General features: G+C 54.6%; 21 protein-coding genes. 2 read left to right on the top strand and 19 right to left on the bottom strand.

Annotated features, from left to right (window positions below; all coding sequences use genetic code 11):
- Positions 1–3: 3 nt before the first annotated feature.
- The 9 genes from ABEV74_RS18760 to ABEV74_RS18720 all read right to left on the bottom strand — a co-directional run bounded on the left by ABEV74_RS18760 (position 4) and on the right by ABEV74_RS18720 (position 7,589).
- Positions 4–333, bottom strand: a complete 330-nt coding sequence (locus tag ABEV74_RS18760; protein ID WP_430148409.1) for a glycosyltransferase family protein — start codon at positions 331–333, stop codon at positions 4–6.
- Positions 284–583, bottom strand: a complete 300-nt coding sequence (locus tag ABEV74_RS18755) for a glycosyltransferase family 2 protein (protein WP_430148407.1) — start codon at positions 581–583, stop codon at positions 284–286. The genes ABEV74_RS18760 and ABEV74_RS18755 overlap by 50 nt, the downstream gene beginning before the upstream one ends.
- Positions 549–1,685: a glycosyltransferase family 2 protein gene (locus tag ABEV74_RS18750; protein ID WP_430148405.1), complete on the bottom strand. Its 1,137-nt coding sequence runs from the start codon at positions 1,683–1,685 to the stop codon at positions 549–551. Before ABEV74_RS18750 ends, ABEV74_RS18755 begins: the two co-directional genes overlap by 35 nt.
- Position 1,686: 1 nt before the next feature.
- A complete protein-coding gene (locus ABEV74_RS18745; RefSeq protein ID WP_430148402.1) occupies positions 1,687–2,472 on the bottom strand; it encodes a glycosyltransferase family 2 protein in 786 nt (261 codons plus the stop codon).
- A 90-nt stretch (positions 2,473–2,562) separates the two neighbouring features.
- Positions 2,563–3,405 (bottom strand): glycosyltransferase family 4 protein, encoded by an 843-nt coding sequence (locus ABEV74_RS18740; RefSeq protein WP_201024050.1) that lies wholly within the window; start codon positions 3,403–3,405, stop codon positions 2,563–2,565.
- A 179-nt stretch (positions 3,406–3,584) separates the two neighbouring features.
- Complete coding sequence (locus tag ABEV74_RS18735; protein ID WP_430148399.1) at positions 3,585–4,580, bottom strand: glycosyltransferase family protein; 996 nt, start codon at positions 4,578–4,580, stop codon at positions 3,585–3,587.
- A 14-nt stretch (positions 4,581–4,594) separates the two neighbouring features.
- Positions 4,595–5,554, bottom strand: a complete 960-nt coding sequence (locus ABEV74_RS18730) for a DUF4855 domain-containing protein (RefSeq protein WP_430148397.1) — start codon at positions 5,552–5,554, stop codon at positions 4,595–4,597.
- The gene (locus ABEV74_RS18725; protein WP_430148395.1) at positions 5,555–6,589 is read right to left on the bottom strand and encodes a glycosyltransferase family protein; all 1,035 of its coding nucleotides are present in this window, start codon (positions 6,587–6,589) and stop codon (positions 5,555–5,557) included.
- Between the two features lies 1 nt (position 6,590).
- Entirely contained in the window at positions 6,591–7,589 is a 999-nt protein-coding gene (locus ABEV74_RS18720) for a glycosyltransferase (RefSeq protein ID WP_430148392.1), read from the bottom strand.
- A gap of 178 nt (positions 7,590–7,767) precedes the next feature.
- Between ABEV74_RS18720 and ABEV74_RS18715 the strand changes: the two genes are divergently transcribed.
- Positions 7,768–8,784 carry a DUF4855 domain-containing protein gene (locus ABEV74_RS18715; RefSeq protein ID WP_430148389.1) on the top strand — a complete coding sequence of 339 codons (1,017 nt, stop codon included), beginning with the start codon at positions 7,768–7,770 and terminating at the stop codon, positions 8,782–8,784.
- Positions 8,785–8,989: 205 nt separating this feature from the next.
- Here the strand turns inward: ABEV74_RS18715 and ABEV74_RS18710 are convergent, their stop codons facing one another.
- From ABEV74_RS18710 to ABEV74_RS18680, 7 genes are all read right to left on the bottom strand, one after another.
- Complete coding sequence (locus ABEV74_RS18710) at positions 8,990–9,349, bottom strand: GIY-YIG nuclease family protein (protein ID WP_430148386.1); 360 nt, start codon at positions 9,347–9,349, stop codon at positions 8,990–8,992.
- Positions 9,350–9,414: 65 nt separating this feature from the next.
- Complete coding sequence (locus tag ABEV74_RS18705; RefSeq protein WP_430148383.1) at positions 9,415–10,161, bottom strand: DUF2087 domain-containing protein; 747 nt, start codon at positions 10,159–10,161, stop codon at positions 9,415–9,417.
- Positions 10,162–10,331: 170 nt separating this feature from the next.
- Entirely contained in the window at positions 10,332–11,213 is an 882-nt protein-coding gene (locus tag ABEV74_RS18700; RefSeq protein WP_062497228.1) for a cation diffusion facilitator family transporter, read from the bottom strand.
- A gap of 365 nt (positions 11,214–11,578) precedes the next feature.
- A complete protein-coding gene (locus ABEV74_RS18695) occupies positions 11,579–12,496 on the bottom strand; it encodes a zinc ribbon domain-containing protein (protein WP_430148381.1) in 918 nt (305 codons plus the stop codon).
- 306 nt (positions 12,497–12,802) lie between these two features.
- The gene (locus ABEV74_RS18690; RefSeq protein WP_062495579.1) at positions 12,803–14,425 is read right to left on the bottom strand and encodes an ABC-F family ATP-binding cassette domain-containing protein; all 1,623 of its coding nucleotides are present in this window, start codon (positions 14,423–14,425) and stop codon (positions 12,803–12,805) included.
- Positions 14,426–14,606: 181 nt separating this feature from the next.
- Positions 14,607–15,674 carry a Gfo/Idh/MocA family protein gene (locus tag ABEV74_RS18685; protein ID WP_430148378.1) on the bottom strand — a complete coding sequence of 356 codons (1,068 nt, stop codon included), beginning with the start codon at positions 15,672–15,674 and terminating at the stop codon, positions 14,607–14,609.
- A gap of 139 nt (positions 15,675–15,813) precedes the next feature.
- Positions 15,814–17,049 (bottom strand): MBL fold metallo-hydrolase, encoded by a 1,236-nt coding sequence (locus ABEV74_RS18680; RefSeq protein ID WP_430148376.1) that lies wholly within the window; start codon positions 17,047–17,049, stop codon positions 15,814–15,816.
- A 173-nt stretch (positions 17,050–17,222) separates the two neighbouring features.
- On the opposite strand from ABEV74_RS18680, the gene ABEV74_RS18675 reads away from it, so the two are divergent.
- Positions 17,223–18,383: a conserved virulence factor C family protein gene (locus ABEV74_RS18675; protein WP_430148374.1), complete on the top strand. Its 1,161-nt coding sequence runs from the start codon at positions 17,223–17,225 to the stop codon at positions 18,381–18,383.
- Positions 18,384–18,488: 105 nt separating this feature from the next.
- On the opposite strand, the gene ABEV74_RS18670 is transcribed toward ABEV74_RS18675, so the two are convergent.
- The 3 genes from ABEV74_RS18670 to mutY all read right to left on the bottom strand — a co-directional run bounded on the left by ABEV74_RS18670 (position 18,489) and on the right by mutY (position 21,956).
- A complete protein-coding gene (locus ABEV74_RS18670) occupies positions 18,489–19,625 on the bottom strand; it encodes a transglutaminase domain-containing protein (protein ID WP_430148372.1) in 1,137 nt (378 codons plus the stop codon).
- Between the two features lie 403 nt (positions 19,626–20,028).
- On the bottom strand, positions 20,029–20,661 hold the full coding sequence (locus ABEV74_RS18665) for a bifunctional 4-hydroxy-2-oxoglutarate aldolase/2-dehydro-3-deoxy-phosphogluconate aldolase (protein ID WP_062495589.1): 633 nt from the start codon (positions 20,659–20,661) through the stop codon (positions 20,029–20,031).
- Positions 20,658–21,956: an A/G-specific adenine glycosylase gene (gene mutY, locus ABEV74_RS18660; protein ID WP_430148370.1), complete on the bottom strand. Its 1,299-nt coding sequence runs from the start codon at positions 21,954–21,956 to the stop codon at positions 20,658–20,660. Before mutY ends, ABEV74_RS18665 begins: the two co-directional genes overlap by 4 nt.
- Positions 21,957–22,150 lie beyond the last annotated feature (194 nt).

Here is a 22,150-nt window from a genome sequence, read left to right as displayed (position 1 = left end):
ACGTCAGCTTTGTCGCCCCCCGTTCCGGTTGATATCCACTTTACCGGCCTTCACCCAACGATAGCCCGCTTGACGCGCCCGCTCGCAATAATCGTCAAATATACCTGATCCAGGTGTTTGAGGCTTCTGAAAGTAACCGATTTTGACTATCAATTCGCGTTTCATAAGGATGCATTCGTTGGAAATCTGCTCAATACGCTGCCACTTGTTCAACCCCGACTCATTGACATATGCAGTAGACGTCGGGCGGGCAATGCCGATCTGGTCCGCTAGATACACATCTTCAAGCATATCGGTAAGCCAATGGGGCTTCACAATTGTTTTTTCCGTCAATAATCACCAGGTTCTCTCCCGACGACAGCTTCAGTCCGTTATTGCAAGCCGTAATAAAAGTTTGCTGCCAAGGCAAGGAAATCATCGTGATCCGTTCCTTGCAGCAATATTCATATGTTCCGTCATCGGATCCGTTGTCGACCACGATGATTTCATATTCCTCATCTGTATGTTTGCTGATCGAGTTCACACACTCTTTAAGAAGCTCGACTGCATTATAAGTCGGGATGATCACGTTCGTATTGATCATCTTTCGCTTCCCCCTTATTTTCAAAGTCCCGTTGGCGTACGTTGTCCTTGAACCACAACCGGGGACCCGAATCTTTCATCAATTCATGCAGGGCTTCCAAATGATCGCCTAAAATGAGCCTCTCCACCCGATTTCCCAAGCCAGTGTTCCCTCTACGAATCCGGTTGCTTGTGATGACGTCCACTGTTTCAGGCGATTTGAGTATGGACAGACCGAGCCGAACGGCCCTCGCGTGGGCTACAGGAGGAACCGCCAATACGCCGTAACCGATCTTCTTAACGGCATTGCGGGATAGTGCATGAGGTATAGCGGTTAATGAATCGGAAAGCAGATCCTTCCTTCCCAGGCAAACATTCAAAAATTGCTTGGCGACGGATACGGAGTCTATTCTACCGCTTTTCGGCAGAAGCGAAGAGATCGGATTCAGAACAACGTCCGCTCCCTTCTCCATTTCATAAATGAACGGCAGGAGGAGATCGACGCCAATCGACATATCCCCATCCAAAAAAAGCAATATTTCCGAGTTGGAAACCTTCGCTCCGACCGCTCTTCCCACATCGTAGCCAAGTGCCGCATCGAAATAAACGACTGTAATGCGATTTGGATAATGACGAACTACTTCATGGCTGTTATCTGTAGACCCGTTAAGTACGACGATGATCTCTTCAAACGGAAGGCGCGTCAGCTCGCCAAGTTGAGCTTTTAGCGTTTCGCTTTCGTTCATTGCCGTAATGATGCATGCTACGGATTTCGCGGTTGGCAGCAACAAGTCACAGGTAATGTTGATATTTACCGCTTCGCAAAAGCCGCGAATAAACTGTCTGCAACTGTGCGGATAGTTGATATCCGTTATATTCTTGAATCCTTGTTCTTTAAACCACTTCGCCCAGCTGGCATTTAAATAGCGGGTCCATTGAATTTCTTCCGGAGGTTCACAGTGAGCCGTTTTGGGCCAAAACCACCCCACGGAGCGCAAACCAGTATCATATAGGTCTTTGACCTTACTTATTTTCCCTTTTCGCACGCGGCGATTTTCCGATTTGCGGACGGCACGGATATTGTCTTTAGCACGATTGCCCTTAACTCGTGAGTTCATTTTCATCTCAGTCTCTCACCTTCTCACGTTTCCTTCCGAAATCGGGATAATTCGCCCGGGAATCACCTCGAGTAAGGATCCAATGGATAGCTTCAAGGTGATCCCCTACAATAAGGTCCTCGACCGAATCTGGAGACTTTCTTCTTGGATTTAGCGCACCTACATCGACAAAACTGACCGGTTCGACAACAAGGCCGCTCAATACGGCAATCGCCTGTGCTTTTGGCGGCACCATCAGCTGCTCACAGGCGATGACCTTCAAAGCCTTTTGGCTTAGCGCGTGCGGGACCGTCGCCATCGAAGCGGCGCCTAAATGAGGGGACGACAATAATTCGTTCAAAACCCTCTTGGATAAACGGACGCGTCCGAGACGGTCTGGTCCCTCATACTTGTTTAAGGCTACGTCCACTCCACGTTCCAACGCTTGAATAAATGGAACAAGCTGCCCGGAGTTAATGACAAAATCTCCATCGATGAATAACATCATGTCTCCCTTTGCCGCCTTTGCTCCTATGCACCGTCCGACATCGTAGCCTAGCGGAGACGGGTAGCGGATTACTTTGGCCCCCATTTGTTCGGCAATTTCTGCGGAACCGTCGGTTGATCCGTTGTCAACGACAATGACTTCTGTTTGAGGGTGGACATCTCGGGCTTCCATAATGATCCTAGCGATGGTGCGAGATTCATTATAAACTGGGATAATGACTGACACTTTGGGATTTTTAGAGTTTTCGACAGGTGTCGCTAACTGCGGATTCATTTCAGAGCGGCTGTTTTTCACCAAATGCTTCATCCGGCCACCACCCCCTATTTTTCTAACCATTCTATTAGAACAGTCTTCACTTCGAGGCGGCTAATACACAATTCTGAATATAAATTTCATTTATCCCGTATTCGTCCTTGCTAATTGATACACTTTAAGAATTTGCTCTGCAACCTTCCCGCTCTCGTGCTGCCTCTCGACATAACTTCTGCCGGCCAAACCCGCTTGCAGCCGTTTTTCCGGCGACAATAGCAAGTCCTTAAGCACGTCATAGATGGTATCCGGATTCGCTATGCTGATGGGAAGACCGACATATTTCGGCAGTAAATCCGGCCTTATATAAGCGATCACCGGTTTCCCGAACGCCATCGCTTCCACGCTCAGCAGCCCGTAGGACCCGCACAAAATTTGATCGATCACAATATCGGCCTGACGATACATGCGAACCGCTTCCTCATGGGACATTTTCTCAATGCGATTGTACCTAAACGGCATCTCCTTGCGCAGTGCCTCGATGGCTTTCTCGATATGGAAAGTTCCTTTAAAAGCTTGATTCGTAGGCGCATGCACGACCAGCGGATTCTTCTCCGCAAGAGACGGATAGGCCGGTGTAAACCGGTTCAATTCGATCGCCAGCGGAATTACATGAACCCGGCGGTAATACGGTTCAACGTATGGAAGCACTTCGTAGTCCTGCACAATCACGTCGCTGATATAGTGCCCGAGTGTGGTTAGTGTACGCCGAACCGTTTCCTCCGGAGGGGAATCACCGGTATAGACATATGGATTGTGCAGCCTGGCGATGCTGTTCATCCGGACGTCATTGCCCCAATGATGCATGACGACCGGCTTGCCAAGCTGCTTAAGCAGCTCCAAGTCCTTGAATTTCGGATAAAGGGACAAACCGTAATGGTAGTGAAACAGATCAAACCATTGGGTCGCTTCCTCGAACATTCGTCCCATCTCAAATACATCCGTATTAAGAAGGTGCTCCTTATATCCGAGATAGGTTGAAAAAAAATTAAATCCTCTTGCAAAATACCCTCTTTGTTGAAGTGAACTGCAAATGGCCCCGATCTGACCGGCAATTTCAATGGGCAAGTGTAAAATATTCATGCTCATACCTCTCTCTGTAAAACAAGCTAAAGAGTTTCATAAATCGAAATCAACTGCTTGGCGACAACCTTGGCGTCATGCCAGGCTTCCGCATACAATCTTCCTTGCTTGCCCAACCGCCTTCTAAGGTCTTCATCCAAAAGGAGCCGCTTTAATTCATCATAAAGGGTGTCCCTATTCGCCGAAACGATCGGAATTTCCTTGGGAAGACGCGCTTTGATGTCCGGACGCAAGTAGCAAACTACGGTCTTGCCAAGTGCCATTCCCTCCACACTGACATTGCCGTACATTCCGCAGTTGATCTGATCAACGATGATATCGGCCTCCCTCATACATGACAACGTTGTTTCCCTGGGGACCTTCTCTAATAAAATGAAATGAAATGGAATCTCCTGGCGAAGCTTTTCCGTAATGCGGATAATATCTTCCGTTCCTTTGAATGCACGGCTCGTCGGTGCGTGAACAACGATTGGGAGGTCACGGGATGCGGTCATTTCCTGGGGCCTGATTCGTTCAATATTAATAGGACGCGGCAAAATGTGTACATTCCTGTAATAATCAGCCACATAATCGTACAGTTCATAGTCTTGCACAATTGCTGTATTCAGATGCTTGGAGAAATAGGAAAGATTAGACAAAATTTGTTGCTCAGGAAGAGAATCCCCTGTATAAACGTAGGGGTTAAAGTAATGTTGCCCCTTTACGGCCCGGCTCGGAATGCGGACATCGTTCCCTCTATGATGCATGACGGCCTTCTTGCCTGCATGAATCACACGTTCAATGTCGGTCTTATCCTTAAAAAGCGTGTAGCCGGTATGATAATGAAAAATATCAAAATAAGTGATCGCCGTCTCCAGCGTGTTGAGCATCTCGTAAGCGTCCGAATGGAGGAGAGTATTGTCATATTTCAAATAATTATGACGCCAATTATATCCGACAGCCTGATGTCCCAGCGCCCGAAGCTGCAGACAAAGTTCTGCAATCTGACCTCCAACCTCCAGAGGTAAATGTAATATTTTCACAATATATCACCTCTTTACTCTGGAATCGTCATTGTCACCGAATCGTATATCCGATGATAAGCTGTCGGGTCCTCTATAAGCACATCAAGGGGCGTTGTATTCGGAAACGTGTAAACGAGCGGGCCTCTTCCTCCCTGCTTGAAATATTTTTTTACCATCTCCAAATACAAGTCGGCGTGATTCGGGTCATAGATTACCCCCCGGCCATTTACCACTTGAATTCCCATTCCATTTAGCGCAGCAAACTTTCCGGTATTGTACAGCCAATCCTTCCCGTATTCGGAGCGCCCCGTATAATTCGCAAACAATGCGATTGCTGAGAAATGAAGCTCCCTCCACTCGATAACCCGGTTAGATCTGTAATTAGCCATCCATAGCCTTTCCAGCCCGAGCGAGGCAATCCATTCATTGCACATCTCAACAACCTCGACATCGGCTTCCGGTATGCCTTGCCGCCCCCAAACAAACCCCCGGAGGCGAACAGGCGTCCTTGCGTAAAAACGGCTCCATCGTTCGATCACCGTTTCAATCGCATCGTGAAGAGCCAATAAACGCTGCAGCTGAATGTTGAAGCGCCGGGGCCGCTTGCCTTGTTCGTAGATATAGTCACCTGGCGGCGGATAAGGTAACATGAGCCATACGCCAATCTCTTGAATTCCGTTGAGGTCCGCAACTGTTGCAAGAGCATGGACCCCTTGCTCTTTCATAAATAACCAATCCACCCATTCCGACCAGTCCTCCTTTCGCGCATGGTCATATCCTGCATACAGGCCGCAATAAAAGCGGCCGCGGGAAGATTGCTGTGGAGCAAGCAAAAACTCTGTAAAGAAAGGGCAACGCCTTCCGTCTTCGCGGCTGTAAAGCATTAATGGCTCAAATTCCTCCGCCAGCCATCGGAAACTTCGCTGTCTTCTGAAGCAGCTCATCGTATCCAACATGATTATTTTCTTTACTTGTGCATATTCAAGTTGCATTCACTTCCCCCCATTTCGCCAAACCCCTTCATAGATCTTGACCAACGATTGAATGACGACGGAAGCCGAATGATGGCGCTCGACGTATGCACGACCCAACCTTGCCCTCACCTCGCGCATTTCCTTATCCTTAACCAACATTTTCAACATGTCATACAAATTGTCGGGATTCGCTGAAACGACCGGCAAATCCAGCGGGTATCGGCTAACCAAGTCCTCCCGAATATAACAAATAACCGGTTTGCCCAGTGCCATCGCCTCTACACTAAGATTGCCGTAGGCGCCGCATAGCACTTGATCGATGACAATATCCGCTTCGCGATATAATTGAAGCGCCTCGGCATGACTCATTCCCTCGACAAGCCGAAAACGAATCGGCATTTCCTTCCGCAGCCGGGACACGGCTTCCTCAATCCAAGCTGTTCCTTTGAAATCGCGTTGAGTCGGCGCATGTACGACTAGCGGCGGTTCATGGGACGACCCCTTGAACGCTGGCTGAACGGCGCTTACGTCGATTAGTCTTGGCAATACATAGACGGGTTTTCCCTCTTTCGCATAATAGTCAATAACATATCCGTACAGCTCGTAGTCCTGGACAATGGCAGCCGATGCATGCTTTGCAAAATAGCGCAAATTGCGGTCAATCTCATCGTCGGGAAGAGAACACTCCGCGTTGACATACGGATTGACGTACCCCTTCCCCTTGAACGCCAAAGCGCGCGACCGCACGTCATTGCCGCGGTGGTGTATGATGATATTCTTTCCGGCGTCCGTAATCATCTCGATATCCCGACGGTCCTCCAAAAAAGTATAGCTGTTATGGAAATGAAACAAATCATATTCTTGAATTGCGGCGTCCAATATTTTGGCGAGCTCAAAGGAGTCGGTATTGATAATCTTCCGGTAATCCAGATACGTCTGATAATAGTTATAGCCGACGGAGTGAATCCCCAGTTTACGCAGAAACTCGCAAATCAAGCCCACTTGCCCCGCTATCTCAAGAGGCGCATGAATGACTTTCATGGTCGGCAGCATACTAGACCTCAGTCCTTTCAATCTGTTTGTAAATGTTCAGAAGCTTTGGAATGACTACTTTTACGTCGTGTAATGATTCCGCGTATTTGCGGCTCTCTATCCCAATCCGATGCCTGAGCTCCGGGTCTTTAATCAGCCGGCCCAACACATCACGGATTGTATCTGGATTAGCAATGACGATCGGAAGTTCTTTAGGAAATTTAACTTTGACGTCATCCCTTATGAAAGCGACGACTACCTTTCCCATCGCCATCGCTTCTACACTCAACATTCCGTAAGTGCCGCATAAAATTTGATCGACGATAATGTCGGAAGCCGCATACATCCTCATAGCCTCCTGGTGGTTCATCTTCTCAATGGCCTTATAATGAAATGGTTGAACACCTATCAAATCTTTAATCGCTTTTTCAATATATTCCGAACCCTTAAACAGGCGATTCGTCGGCGCGTGAATAATAACCGGATTACGGTTAGTGGGCGATGGATATGAACAAGGAATGTCGGTAACCCGGCAGGCGAGCGGAAGCACATGGACATGCCGGTAATAATCGCTTACGTAAGGGTAAAGCTCATAATCTTGGACTATGCTATGCTGGATATAACAGGATAAGTGCAAAAGCCGCTTGTGAATGCTTTCGTCAGTTAAATAGCTGGGCGGAATAGGATACGGATTGCGTAACAATGCGCCGGAGCGGGATCGCACATCGTTCCCCCAGTGATGCATCACCATTTTTTTCCCTATTTGATGTAATATCGGCAGATCGGTGTTGTGAATCAGGAAGCTGTTTCCGTTATGAAAATGAATAAGATCTGCATAACGGATCAAGGCTTCCATGACATTTTTTAATTCGTAAGCATCTGTGTTGATGATTCCCCCGCCGTATTTTAAATAGGTGTGAAACCAGTTGTATCCATTTACCGTATGGCCCGATTCCCGCAATCCGCTGACCAGCGTTTGCATTTGGCCCGCTATTTCAGTAGGAACATGAAGAATTTTCATAACGAACCCCCTCTGGTGAATATGCAGACAAACCACAATATTACCGTATATTCGGCCACAGGAACGAATGATTGTACTCTCATGTTAATTGGTTGTATGCCGTAGGTCGTAACGCTTCGTCATGCATATATATGTAAAATGAATGTCGATACTACTAAACTAACCGGGAGTGAAAAGGTTGATTCCAACTTCTGCCAAAGGCTTCTTATCTCCCCAAGCTTACGGACTCCGCAATCATATTTGCATGATTCCTTGTGGGGGGCTACTGGGTGATGCCAATCAGTATTGGACCAAAGATCAGTTATTGCCTTATGCCAAATACGTTGTAAACAATCAGATTATAGATAATATGTTCAAAGGTTTTATATTCAATGGGATCCGTGCCCGGGAAAAGCATTTCATATATCCTTTATTCGTCGGTTTTGGGGATCCCTCTGATATTACAGATTGGCTCTTATGGGCGGATGCTCTATTCCTGCCGAATTTGAACTTGAACGCTTTGGCTGATGTGGCAGGCAACGAGAAACGGGATGTATGGGTTTCTATTCCGTACCCGCATCCCTTTCAGAAAAGCTTTGGAACGGTGGGCGGCCGCGTCCTTAATTTCCTCCTGGAAGACGATCGTCTGGAAGCTGTGAAATGGTGGATCGATCAATTTTTGGTCCGCTGGAATAAAAATGCCCATCTTCATCAAAATCTTGATTTTCGGGGTTTTCTTTGGCAAAGGGAGGCAATCGATGCCAACGATGAACCGCTTGCAGCCAGAGTCAACGAATGGATCCATAAAAAAGGGTGTCTAAGCATGTGGCTGCCGAACTACGGTTCTTTCGGAGTGATGAATTGGAAAAAAATGGGTTTTGATGTGACTGCGGTAAATACAAACTATACAGGAAATACCAGTTACGATTACAAATGGATACAATACTCTTCCCTTTTTTCTGCAACGTACCACACCGGAATGCAGATGATATGGGGAAAGGGCTTGATTTACAGCGACAACCACCACTTGGATTATTGGAACCTCGGACTTGCGGCTCATTGCGGATTTATGACAGAATCGTACCTGGTCTATCAATTTCCCAATCAACGGCTCGATGTGCTTATGAAATCTAATTTGGTAGACTACGTACGTCTTTACACGTTTATTAAGGGGCTTTATCAACGGGTGGAATATCCAGGTATACCCTATAACTGATTTTCCACTGCCCTCTGCTGGCCGAATCGTCCATTTCAAAGCAAAGTAACGCATTCGACGTAAAGGGAAAAGGTTCTTGTCATCGGCCCATGACAAGAACCTTTGCACGTTATTGCATAGCCGAATAAAACCGAATAAACATTGCGAACCGCCGGGAGACCGAATAGAAAACAGGCCGCAATCAGGCGGCCTCCGAAAGTGCGGGTTATGGCCTTAACGGCTTGTTGTAGCCCCTGTCCCCGTAAGGCTGCAGCTTTTCCAGCCACGGCTTCAAGATTTGCTTCAGCTCCCAGCGCATATCGGCGACTTCGTCCGCTTCTTTCTGCTCCAGCACCTCGTAAGTGAACGCATCGGGCCCCAGCTCATTCCAATCTTTCTGCAGCTCGGCGTTGGGGAACCTTCCCATCTCCAGTTGGGCCTGTATGGTCAGCCATTTGTTTTTCAGATTGGGGTAGCCGGCGATAAACACTTTCCCGTTCACTTTGTTCTCGATCCGGACGACGCCCATATATGTTTTGATTCGCTTGTATTCCTCCAGCAGCTCTCTGCGCTTGTTCTTGTCCATCGTTCCTGCTCCTTTCTCCTGTTCGTGCTGCAAATGCCGGTTTCATGTCATCACAAGACTTCCGTTTACTTCAGCCAATATTGTTTGCCGTCCGCCGTTCTGGCCATAAATCCGTAGTCAACCAAATACCGTCTGATGACAGCGAAATCGTCATAGACCCCGCCTATAATTTCATTGATCTCCTTCTCGGAGTATGTTCTTCCGTACTCGAACAGTTCCGCGATTTTCGCCAGGATGACAAGCTTCTTCTTCTCTTTCGGCGGAAACGACTTTAACTTCAGCGGCGACAGACTCTCAAATACCGTTTTGAGAATTCGCTCTTTTTCCTTTTCGGTTATGATATAGCGCTCGTCCACCATCGTGGCATGGCTGTGAACGGGCAAAATCGCCTCTTCGTCGGGAGACTTTTTCTCCATGACCTGTTCGTAAATCGCCAGGTACATTTTGGCTTGCTTCGCTTTTTCGCGAAACGTAAACCTTTGATGCCTTACTGTGGCGGCGGAGATGCCCAGTTTTGTCGCGATTTCTTTGTCGGACAAGCCGGAATAAATCAAAAACAACAGCTCTTTTTGATTATCCGTAAACGCGTTGTATTTGGATTCCGCATAAAGCAGCCGTTTCAGCCGGTCGCCATGCTCGGTGTCCGCATGAATTTGAATGGCGCGGGCGGCATCGAAAAACCGGTTCTCGATCGGAAAAATCTCGCCTGCTTCAAACCGTTTTCGGCAGAAATTGCAAATATAGTACCGGGATTCCGCATCGAAACGGTAGCCCCTCTTTAGTTCGTCAATCGAAAGCTGCTCCATTTCCATTTTCAACATCTCCAAATTTGTTTACATTATTTATAATCATATTATCTGTTTGTTTATTGATTTAGCCAACACAATTTTATTTTTTGTAAGTATCCGCATCGGTTCGGCAACAAAAAAACCAGTCCCGTCAAGGACTGGTTAAGCCAAAAATACAGGCCGTTCGCCGTATTTCATGGAGAGGTTTCCGGCACGTACGGCTCGACATGAACATGAATGCTCATAATGTTATGCTTTCGTTCCAAACGCCTTTCGATTTCTTCGCTGATATTGTGGCTTTCCACAAGCGATAGCTTCGGATCGACCTGGACGATCACATCGAGCAGCACGTTGCTGCCGTGCACTCTCGCTTTTATATCTTTGATCGATTTGACGCCTTTCGTTCGCTCGATCGTCGCGCGCAGCACCGACAGCTCGTTCTCGTCGAAGCCGTCGGTCAGCGCATGCGTCGAGCTGTAGAAAATATCCCACGCCGTTTTGCAGATCATGAGTCCTACCGCCAAAGCGGCGACCGGATCGAGCCAAGGCAATCCGAGCTGCGCGCCCACGATGCCGACCACCGCGCCGATGCTGACGAGCGCGTCGGACAAGTTGTCCTTGGCGGCGGCCATCAACGCCTGGTTGTTGATCCGCCTGGCCAAATTCCGGTTGTACAAGTAGACGGCGCCCATGACGATCGCAGCAGCCAGCGCTACCCAGGCCGACATGAGATCCGGAATCTCTTCGGTCGGGGCGAACAGCGTACGGCCCGCTGTAATCAGCACCTGGATGCCGACTGTCGCCATGATGAAGGAAGCGATCAGCGCCGCGACCGTCTCCGCCCGAAAGTGGCCGTAGGGATGGTCATTGTCCGGAGGCTTCTGCGATATCCGGAGTCCGATCAGCACGGCGGCGGAAGCGACGATATCGGTCAAATTATTGAAGCCGTCGGCAACAAGCGCGCTCGATGCGAACACGTATCCGGCGGCCAGCTTGACGGCGGATAACGCCAAATAAGCGCCGATGCTGACCCAGGCACCCTTTTCTCCCTGTTTGATATTTCCGTATTGACTCAGAATCGACACCCCCGAACCCGTTAACAGTCCAATATGAGTATCATACCCGACAGCAACCGTGTGGGTCCAGAGAAACAGTGTTGACCTGTGCGGACATTTATGCAGGTTCTCAACAAGTTTGAACGGCGCGGATTTTTATGCCTGCCGACAACAAGATTGGCCTGAAGCAACTAAAGGACGCCAATCGTTCATTCCCATTATACCCGCCTACCGTCGCATCTAATCCGGCAGCCGGCCGCCCCGGCGCATTCAGGCTGCACCCTTGACCGCCCTCACCCGCCCGCTCCCGTCCGCGCCATGCGGATAGCGCCGCACAAAGCGCAGCCCCTGTCCGGACCAGCCGAACAGGGGCGCAAGCGGCCGGACTATCGGCTGTCGTCGCCGGGTTTGCCCGAGCCTTCGCCGTGACGGCGGTCGAGCGAGACTTCGCGTTCGCGTTCGTCCGGCCCGGCCTGAGACGGCTGCCCGTCGTCCTCGTCCAGGACGTAGCTTTCGGGCCGCTGAAACGTCTCGCGATAGTATACTTCCTTATAGCGCGAAGTCGATATGGAGCCTTGTGCCGGCCCGCTTTCCCCGGCCGCCGTCTCGTCGGACCAGCCGAACGTCGGCCGCGATTGCTCCGCAGCCCGTTCCGATCCGCCGCCCGGTCTTGCGTCCGCATGCCCGGCCGGCACTTCCGTCTCCGGCCGCGTATCGCCCGAAGCGCGAACGGGCTCGCCGTCCTCCTGCCATTCGCCGGGACCGGCCTGGGACGAACCTTGATCCGATTCTGCCGCTGCCGGCTCCTCCAGATATACCCGTGCGTCTTCCGGCTCCCGAACGTTACCGCCGGTCAAGTCGGAACCGCAGAAAGCGCAAAACTTCGAATTCGGCTCGTTGTCGGCATGACAGGAACTGCATATGATGATGCGCGGCTCCTCGAAAACCGGCTCATCCGGAAAACGCCGCCCGCAATCCGGGCAAAACTTGACATCCATGCCGACGACCCGGCCGCACTCGCAAGTTTTCTCCATGCGGATAAACTTGATCCGGCGTTCAAGCTCGGCAATATCGTCGCGAATGCTCTTCACCCTTTCGCACAGGGCGGTCACTTCGCTTTCCGATTGCGCCGTATCGCCGGCCGCATACGCAAGGAACACCGCCTCGCCGATTTGCGTATAAACCTTTTCGATCTCCTTCTCGCGGGAGGAAATTTGCGCTTTCAGTCGCGTCACTTCAACCGTTTGCTGCGCTTTTCGGGCCGCTTCCGTCGCGCTCTGCTTCATTTTGTCAAAAAAGGACACTTTCGCTCGCTCCTTGTCATCCAAAATTGCCGTTTATTTTAAGCTACAACGATTTTCCGCTCTTCGCAACCCGCCGTGTCGAAAAAGGTGACTATCGACCGACCTTTTCCGTCATGATTCGCCATCGCGCCAGCGGCTGCATATGGATTTATACGCGAAAAATCCGAAAAAGTCGCCTTCGAAAGCTATAAAATGGGCATTCTCCGCGTCCGCCGCGGACCGCCGCGCAGCAAAAACGGACCTCCCGTTTTTGCCGGAAGATCCGTCTTTGCAAGCCGCGCCGGTCCGTTTCAGCCGGGGTTCGCATTATCCGGCCGCATACATCCGCTCGCGCAGCGCTTTAATTTCGTCGCTCTCCAAATATTCGTCGTACGTCATGACGCGATCGATCAGTCCGTTCGGCGTAATCTCCATGATCCGGTTCGCCACCGTTTGCACGAACTGATGGTCATGCGACGTAAACAGCAGCGTGCCGTCGAAGTCGATGAGCCCGTTGTTGAGCGCCGTAATCGACTCGAGATCGAGATGGTTCGTCGGTTCGTCCATAATGAGCACGTTGGCCCCGGACAGCATCATTTTGGCGAGCATGCACCGCACCTTCTCGCCGCCGGAGAGGACGCTCGCTTTTTTCAGCGCCTCGTCGCCGGAGAACAGCATCCTGCCGAGAAAGCCGCGAATGAACGTCTCGTCCTGCTCCTTGGAATATTGGCGGAGCCAATCGACCAGATTGAGATCGACGCCGTCGAAGTACGCCGAGTTGTCTTTCGGAAAATAAGACTGCGACGTTGTCACGCCCCATTGGAATGACCCGGCGTCCGGCGCAAGCTCGCCCATCAGCAGCTGGAACAGCACCGTTTTCGGCAGACCGTTCGGCCCGACGAAAGCGATCTTGTCGCCTTTGTTCACCGTAAACGTCAGGTTGTCGATTACCTTCTCGCCTTCTACCGACTTCGTAAGCCCTTCGACAAGCAGAAGCTGCTTGCCCGCCTCGCGTTCGGGCTTGAACTGGATGAACGGATATTTGCGGTTCGAAGGACGGATGTCGTCCAGCGTAATTTTTTCAAGCAGCTTCTTCCTCGAAGTCGCCTGCCTGGACTTGGACTTGTTGGCGCTGAAGCGCTGGATGAACGCCTGCAGCTCCTTGATCTTTTCTTCCTTCTTCTTGTTCTGCTCGCGCATCAGCTGCAGCGCCAGTTGGCTCGACTCGTACCAGAAATCGTAGTTGCCGACATACAGCTGGATTTTGCCGAAATCGATATCCGCAATATGCGTACATACCTGGTTCAGAAAATGCCGGTCGTGGCTGACGACAATGACGGTACCTTCGTAGTCGGTCAGGAAATTTTCGAGCCAGCTGATCGATTCGATGTCCAGATGGTTGGTCGGTTCGTCCAGCAGCAAAATGTTCGGGCGACCGAACAGCGCCTGCGCCAGCAGCACCCGGACCTTCTCGTTGCCGCTAAGCTCCGCCATCCGCTTATCGTGCAAATCCGGTGTAATGCCGAGGCCGTTCAGCAATTCCGCCGCTTCCGCCTCCGCTTCCCAGCCGTTCATTTCGGCGAATTCCGCTTCCAGCTCGCCCGCGCGCATGCCGTCTTCGTCGGTGAAATCCGGTTTCGCGTACAGCGCGTCTTTCTCCTTCATCACGTCGTACAGCCTTTTGTGTCCCATAATGACCGTTTCAAGCACCGGAAACTCGTCGTATTCGAAATGGTTCTGCTTCAGCACCGCGAGCCGTTCGCCCGGCGTCACATGAACTTCGCCGCTCGTCGGCTCGATCTCTCCGGACAATATTTTCAGAAACGTCGACTTGCCCGCGCCGTTGGCGCCGATAAGCCCGTAACAGTTGCCGGGTGTAAACTTGATATTTACATCTTCAAAGAGCGCCCGCTTCCCGTAACGGAGCGAAACGCCGCTCGTACTGATCATTCGTCCAATCCCGCCTCTCATTGCTATTCATCCACTGATTATAGCATAATTGATGCGAAAAGTCCGATAGAGGGGACCAATGACGGACGTTCAGGCCGTTTTTTCATTTCCGCTGTCCCGACGGGTCATGAAAAAAAGACAACCGGATCGTAATGAGATCCGATTGCCTTGTCCGTGCGCGTCAGTCCCAGTTCAGCTTCACTTCGTGGCCGGTCCGCGACGACTCGTAGATCGCGTCGAGGATGCGGCTGTTCGTATAACCCGACATCGCCGAAGTGATCGGTTCCTTGCCTTCCCGGATGCATTCGACGAAATGGCGGTTCAGCAGCAAGCGGTCGCTCTCGCCTGCTAGCGGTTCGACATCTTTCTCGACGACTTCGTCTCCCTCATGGGTTACATATTTGCCTTTGTCGCCGATCATGGCGACGCCGCCTTCCGTTCCCATCAGATGAATGAACGGTTCCTGGGGAAGTCCGGCCGCATGCGCCGCCCAGCTCACTTCCAGCGACAGCGTCGCGCCGTTGTCCAGCTTGATCAGCGCGGTAGCCAGGTCTTCGACATCGTAATAGCCGTCCCAATTCGGCGTCCCCCAGTTGCCTGTGCCGAGCCGCTTCGGACCGAATTCCGCGTATGTGGTGCCGTAAACGGACACCGGCTTCGGGTTGCCCATCAAATAGAGCGACAGATCCAGCATATGGACGCCGATATCAATGAGCGGACCGCCGCCAGCCATATCTTTGCGGGTAAACCACGAGCCCCAGCCGGGAATGCCTTTTTTGCGCCACCAGCCGGCTTTGGCGTTGTAAATGCGGCCGACGCGGCCGTTTTCGATCTCCTGCTTGAGCGCGCGGCTGATGCCCGACCATCGCATCTGATGCGACATCATCAGCACTTTGCCGGAACGGTTCTTCGCTTCGACGATCGCGCGAGCCGCCTCCGCATCGATGGCCATCGGCTTCTCGAGCAGCACATGCTTGCCCTTCTCCAGCGCTTCGATCGCAAGGGGAGCATGGAACTGGTTCGGCACACAAATGACGACGGCATCGACAGCCGGGTCATCCAGCAGCGCTTGCGGATTCTCATGCACATGGCCGATGCCGTGCTCGGCCGCGCGCTTCTCCGCCAGCGGGAGATAAGCGTCGGTTACCGTCGTCACTTCGACGCCTTCCGTCTTGCCGAACGCCTCCATATGGACGTTGCCTATCGCGCCAGCCCCGATAATGCCGAGGCGGATTGGTGAATCACTCATTGCATTGACCTCCAGGTTGACTAAGTCTTGAACTTGCTATGTCCGAGTATACCGGATATTCGTCCGGAATACGATGTGCGCATTTGGCATTCTGTTGTTCAAGTTTGGTTTGTTCGGATGCGGCTCGCCGCCCCGCAAGTCATACGCCGTCAAGGCGCCACGTTTCCCCGTGCGGCAGGACGATGATCCGCCCTTCGTCGATTCCGCGGGCGGCCCGCCCGGCTTCGAGCCGGTCCAGCGCCTCGCGGGGCGTGTCGTCGGCAAGCTTGAACGCACCGTAATGCATCGGCACGAACAGGCCGGCGCCCGTATCCTCGAACGCTTGCAGCGCCTCCTCCGGCGTCACGTGCTGCGGGCCCATGAACCACTCCGGATCGTAGGCGCCGATCGGCATCATGGCGACATCGATGGCGAACCGCCGGCCGATTTCGCGGAAGCCGCGGAAATACCCGCTGTCTCCGGCGAAATACAGCGTCGGGTTGCGGGAGACAACCGGGCGGCCGGAAGAAGCGGCAGGGGCGGACCGATCGCTTTCCCCCGCTAGGGCGGACCGATCGCTTTCCCCCGCCAGGTCGGATCGACCGCTCTCCCGCGCCGGGGCGGACCGATCGCTTTCCCCCGCTAGGGCGGACCGATCGCTGTCCCCCGCCAGGTCGGATCGGCCGTTGTCCGTCGGCAGGACGGACCGATCGCTGTCCCCCGCCAGGTCGGATCGGCCGCTCTCCCGCGCCGGAGCGGGGCGGCCGCTGTCCGCCTTCGTCGCGCGCGCCGTTTCCGGATGTTCCGCAACGGGCTCCATCACCCAGCCTCCCCAATGGGAGCGGTTCATGTCCCACGGGGTGCGCCGGGTCCAATGCTGGGCAGGGACGAACGTAAACCGGACGTCCCCGATCCGGGCGGACTCCCACCAATTCAGCTCGTCGACGTCGAAGAAGCCTTTCAGCCTCAGCTTGCTCGAAAGGCCCGCCGGGACGAGCAGCCGCTTCGGTCCGTTCAGCTTGCGAAGCGAGGGGATATGCAAATGATCGTAATGCGAATGCGATACGAGCACGACATCGACCGGCGGCATATCGCCAATCGGCATGCCGGGCGGCGCCAGGCGACGCTGAAACGCCATCTGTCCGGCCCATACCGGGTCGGTCACAATATTCAGTCCGCCAAGCTGGATCAGAAAAGTGGAATGGCCGATCCACGTCAAGGACGGATGCTGCCGATTGCCGTGCAAATATTCGAGATCCGGCGTCACGTTCGGGACGGTATACGAATAGTCCTTGTTTCTGAGCTTGCGAATGCGCTCCTGCCGCCAGCGCTTGAATTGCTGGAACGTTTTCTCCGTGCGCACCGGATCAAGATTGTCGAATCGGGTTCGGCGCAACGTTATCCCTCACCTTCTGCAGCGCGTTTCTCTATGCTCTAAGATAACAATTGCCGGGAGCCAAATCAAATGAGAACCTTTTAACCGGAGATCGCCCTGCATTCGGCCGATTCGCATCGGAAATGGATTTGAGGTAAACTGATAGGAAAGGACGCATCAAGGAGGGATACGCAGTGAAACTGATTTCCGTTGAGCCGACGCCAAGCCCCAATACGATGAAACTGAACGTCGACGAGGCGCTGGCGCGGGGCAAGCATGAGACGTATTCGGCCAAGGAGGCGGAGAAAGCGCCGGAGCCGCTGCGCAGCCTGCTGGCCATCGAAGGGGTGAAAGGGCTGTTCCGCACCGCCGACTTCATCGCCCTCGACCGGAAGCCGGGCGCGGACTGGGCGCGCATCCTCGACGAGGTGCGCAAGCTGCTGCAGGCGGCGGAAGCCGACAGCGAAGCCCATAAGCCCGGCACTGCCGCGGACGGCTTCGGCGAAGCCCATGTGCTTGTACAGATGTATCGCGGCATTCCGATCCAGGTGCGCGTCCGGATGGGCGATCGGGAAGAGCGCGCCGCGCTGCCGCAGCCGTTCGCGGAGGCGGTGCAGGAGGCGGCCGGCGCGACGATGATAAGGGAGCGCAAGCTGGAGGAGTTCGGCGTCCGGTACGGGGAGCCGGCCGAGATCGCGGCGGAGGTCGTCCGCGAGCTGGAGGCGGCTTATCCGCCGGAGCGGCTGCGCGAGCTGGTCGAAGCGGCGAAGGCGATGGGCGCGGAGACCGGGGAAGCGCAGCAGCCCGTCGTCCGTCCGCGCCAGCTGACCGCGGCGGAAATTGCGGAGCGGCTCGAGTCGCCGGATTGGCGCGTCCGCTACGCCGCGCTGGAGCGCATGTCGCCGGAGCCGGAGCATCTGCCGCTGCTCGCCAAGGCGCTGGCGGACGACAACGTCTCGGTGCGCCGGCTCGCCGTCGTCTATCTCGGCGACCTGCGTATCCCCGAAGCGCTGCCGCATCTGTTCAAGGCGCTGCGCGATCCGTCCGCCTCGGTGCGGCGGACGGCCGGCGATACGCTGTCCGATCTCGGCGATCCCGCCGCGATCGGACCGATGATCGAAGCGCTGCGGGACAAGAACAAGCTTGTCCGCTGGCGCGCAGCCCGCTTCCTGTATGAAGCGGGCGACGAAACCGCGCTCGATGCGCTGCGCGAAGCGGCGCAAGACCCCGAGTTCGAAATCCGCCTCCAGGCGAAGATGGCGCTGGAGCGGATCGAGCGCGGCGAGGAAGCGGCCGGGACGGTATGGCAGCAGATGACGGCCAGCCGCCGCGCGGAACGTGAAGACGGGCGCTGAGACGAAAGCCCGTGCAATCCGAAAACACCCCATCCCTGCGGGCTCCGAAGCTCGCTGCCGCTCGAAGCGGCAAAGGGATGGGGTGTTTTCATAGGGAAGCAAACTTCATTGCAGCTCCCAGCTAATATCGACCAGCACCGAACCGTCGCCGCGGTAAGGCTCGAATTTCGCCCGGTACGAGCGGTAGCCGTCCAACCCGGCGAACGCCGCCTTCAAATCCCGCGTGGCGGCGCCGCCGTCCGCATACCGGATACGCAGCGACTCGCCGCCCTCGCGCATCGCCGCGGCGATCCGGTCGCGCAGCTCGGCGGCAGAGGAGGCCGTACGCTCCGGCTTAAGCCAGATGAGCCCGATTTCCCGCTCCAGCGCCGCGAACCGTTCGCCGGCTTCTCCGCCTTGCGCGGCCAGGTCGGCCAGCGCTTCGCGGTACTCCGCCGGCGCCTCCGGATAGCTCCGCTCCCATCGATGGTCGCGCCGCATCTCCGCGTCCGTCAGCAGGTAATACCGGTAGCTGACTGCATCGCCCCGGTCCGGCAACGGATCGTCCCATGTCACGTCGAGATGGTACCAGCGGCCGTCCAGCCGGACCATGTTCCAGACATGTTCGCCGGTATCGACGGCGCCTTCCGCGATTTTCGCTTCGATCCCCGCCATCGTCAGCATTTTGTAAGCGAGCAGGGCATATCCCTGGCAGACGGCAAAACCGCTGTCGAGCGCCTCGTACGCGGTATAATGACGCAGTGACTCGTCATAGGCGAGCCGCCGGACGATCCAGTCGTGGATCGCCTTCACCTTCTCGTGATCGTTCATCTGCGGCGCGATAAGCGACTGCAGCGCGGCCGCCGCCTGACGTTCGACCTCTGCGGATTGCGCCTTGGTTTCGCGATATTTCAAACTGATATCGATAACCGATACCCCGTCGCGGGTTCGAATCGTGTAGTAGAACTTATCCAGAATGTACGCGATATCGTCATGACCGTCCAGCGCGCCGCGAATGAGCTGCGGCAGCCGGGCTGACAGCTGCTTCGGATCGCCCGCGTACGACAGCTTCAATTCGTCCGGCCGCTCCGGCAGCCTGGCGGCCAGTTCCGCTTCCAGCCGCTCCGGCGTCAGCGGCGCCGCGGCGGCATCCGCTTCCGGCATGCCCGCGGCCGCCAAAGCGTCCCGCCAGCCGTCATACCGTCCGAAGCCGAAGACGAGCAGCGCGGCCGCCATAAACAGTATCCAATACGGTTTGCGCATGAGACCTCCTGACGGCATTCGATTTCCCATTGATTTTCCCATTAATGTACCACAAACGGCACCCAGGCTTCCACTCGCTTCCATATATATGTCCGGCCTGGGAATCTCATGTTCGCTCCTCGCCAGCCGCATCCCGGCTGTCATCCGGCAGGCAGCAGCGGGCTAACGTCGCTTTCAACCCGATGTTGGAAAACGCGAATCATTCACCTTTGTAACCGAACTGTAATGTTTCCTTCATCTTCGTTTCATCTTGCTCTTCTATAATAAGGGACATGACCCCCCTTTATCATATATTCTCTCTTGCAGCCTGCGGCTTCAGCGCCGCAGGTCCTTTGTTTTTTTTCACGAACTTCAAAGGCCGCGCAAGCGATCGCATCGCATTGCGCGGCCTTTGAAATCCGCACTATAATTCGGCTACCGCCTCGACGAATCCGCGAGCCCTCTCCTCGATCAGATCGAACCTTCCGTCGCGCACCCATTCGAGATTGACCAGCTTGCTGCCCATTCCGACGGCGTTCGCCCCGGCACGGAAATAATCGGCAATATTATGTAAGTCGACGCCTCCCGTCGCCATCATCGGAATGTCGTTCAACGGCCCCCGAAGCTCGGCCAAATATTTATAGCCAAGCGAGGCCACCGGGAAAATTTTGACCGCTTCGGCGCCCGACTTCCAGGCGCGGACAATTTCCGTCGGCGTCATGACGCCGGGCCATACGGAGACGCCCTGCGCCGCGCCGTATGCGACGACCGCTTCGTCCAGATTGGGCGAGATCAGAAATTGCGCGCCGGCCGCCACGGCTTCCCGCGCCATATCCATATCGAGCACCGTTCCGGCGCCAATTGCCGCCTGACCGCCGTACTTGCTTCTCCAACGCTCGATGATCGCCGCCGCGCCATCGGTATTCATCGTCACTTCGAGCAGCCGGATGCCGCCGGCAAGCAGCGCTTCTGCCGTCCGGTCGGCATGCCGGTCCTCGATTCCCCGCAAAATCGCCACAATTTTCTCGGTCAGTAGCAGTTTCAACATTGGGCTCATCCGATAATTCCCCCGTTCGTCATCTCATCGTCCATCGCGTCAGCGTTCCCTTCTTGCTGCCAGTATGCATTTAGAATACGCAAGAACAAGTTCGGAAATGCCAATTCACCCATGTCCTCCGGTCCGATCCAGCGGTAGCCGGGGGGCAGATCGCCGGCCGCCGCCGCCAGCAGCGGCGCCGCTTGTTCGTCCTCGCAGAAAAGGCCCGCGTCATAAACACCGGCAGCTTCCGCGGCAATCCAGGTACGATCGTCTCCCTCGAAACGGAAAGCGCCAGAGCTGTCCAATTCGGCTGTGTAGACGCGCATATGCCAATGAATGTGGCTGAACACATGCTCCGCATCCTCGCGCCAGCCTAACGGACGGACCGGCAGCCCCGTCTCCCGCATCAGTTCCGCCGCGAGACGTCGGGCCAGCTGCCGGTGCACGGCGTCGTCATTGCCGCCAAACAGCGCGGTCTCGCTCGAGCCTTTCGCCAGCTCGATATGCGGAAGCTCCCACATCCGGGCGAGCAGGCCGCGATCGGGGCGGCGACGCACGAGCACCTGCCCGGCGCGCGGGCCGGTGCCGACGATCAGCGCGGCGAGCCGCAGCTCGGGACGGGGCGGCTTCGCCTTCGTCTTGACCGGCAGCTCCCGTTCCTTGCCGGCAAGCCGTCCCGCGCACTGCGCCATGACCGGACATGTGAGGCAGCCCGGCGATTTGGGCGTACAGACTAGAGCGCCGAGCTCCATCAGCCCTTGATTGAAATCGCTGGCCGCGCCTTCCGGGATAAGCGATACGGCCAAGCGCTCGATCTTCTTTCTCGTCGACGGCTTGGCGATATCGTCTTCCAGACAGAAATAGCGGGACAGCACCCGCATGACGTTGCCGTCGACCGCCGGCTCCGGACGATTGAAGGCGATGCTCATAATGGCGCCCGCCGTATAAGGACCTACGCCTTTCAACCTTGCAACGGCTTCCTTGTCGTCCGGCACGGCGCCGCCGTACAGCTCGGCAACCTCCCGGGCTCCCGCCTGCAAATTGCGGGCCCGGGAATAGTAGCCGAGCCCCTCCCACAGCTTCAGCACTTCTTCCTCGGGCGCTTCCGCCAGCGCGACCGCTGTCGGAAACCGTTCCATAAACCGTTCGTAATACGGAATTACCGTTTCCACCCGGGTTTGCTGCAGCATCACTTCGGATACCCATATGCGATAAGGATCGCGGCTGCGTCTCCAGGGCAAATCGCGCTTCGAGGCGCGATACCAGAGCAGCAGCTCGCGGCTAAAAAACGACTTTGCGTCTTCCGCTGTCATGAGGCTCTCCCCTCCCTCCCAGGCATTTGGCGATAGCGGCTTGGGCGAGTACCGGTGCCGTTCTTCGAATCTTTCATAGTTGGTTCAATGCGTCGCGGGTCAAGCGCTCTTCCCTATTATACAGGACAAGAAGGAGCCGCGGTATTCCCGTGGCATTCTCGCGGCATTCTCACGGCATTCTCACGGCACTCCCG

This window comes from Paenibacillus cisolokensis, from assembly GCF_050481165.1.
GTDB classification, from domain to species: domain Bacteria; phylum Bacillota; class Bacilli; order Paenibacillales; family Paenibacillaceae; genus Paenibacillus_AH; species Paenibacillus_AH cisolokensis.
Note: the sequence above shows the minus strand (reverse complement) of the source record. Positions and strands in the feature narration are given on the sequence as shown.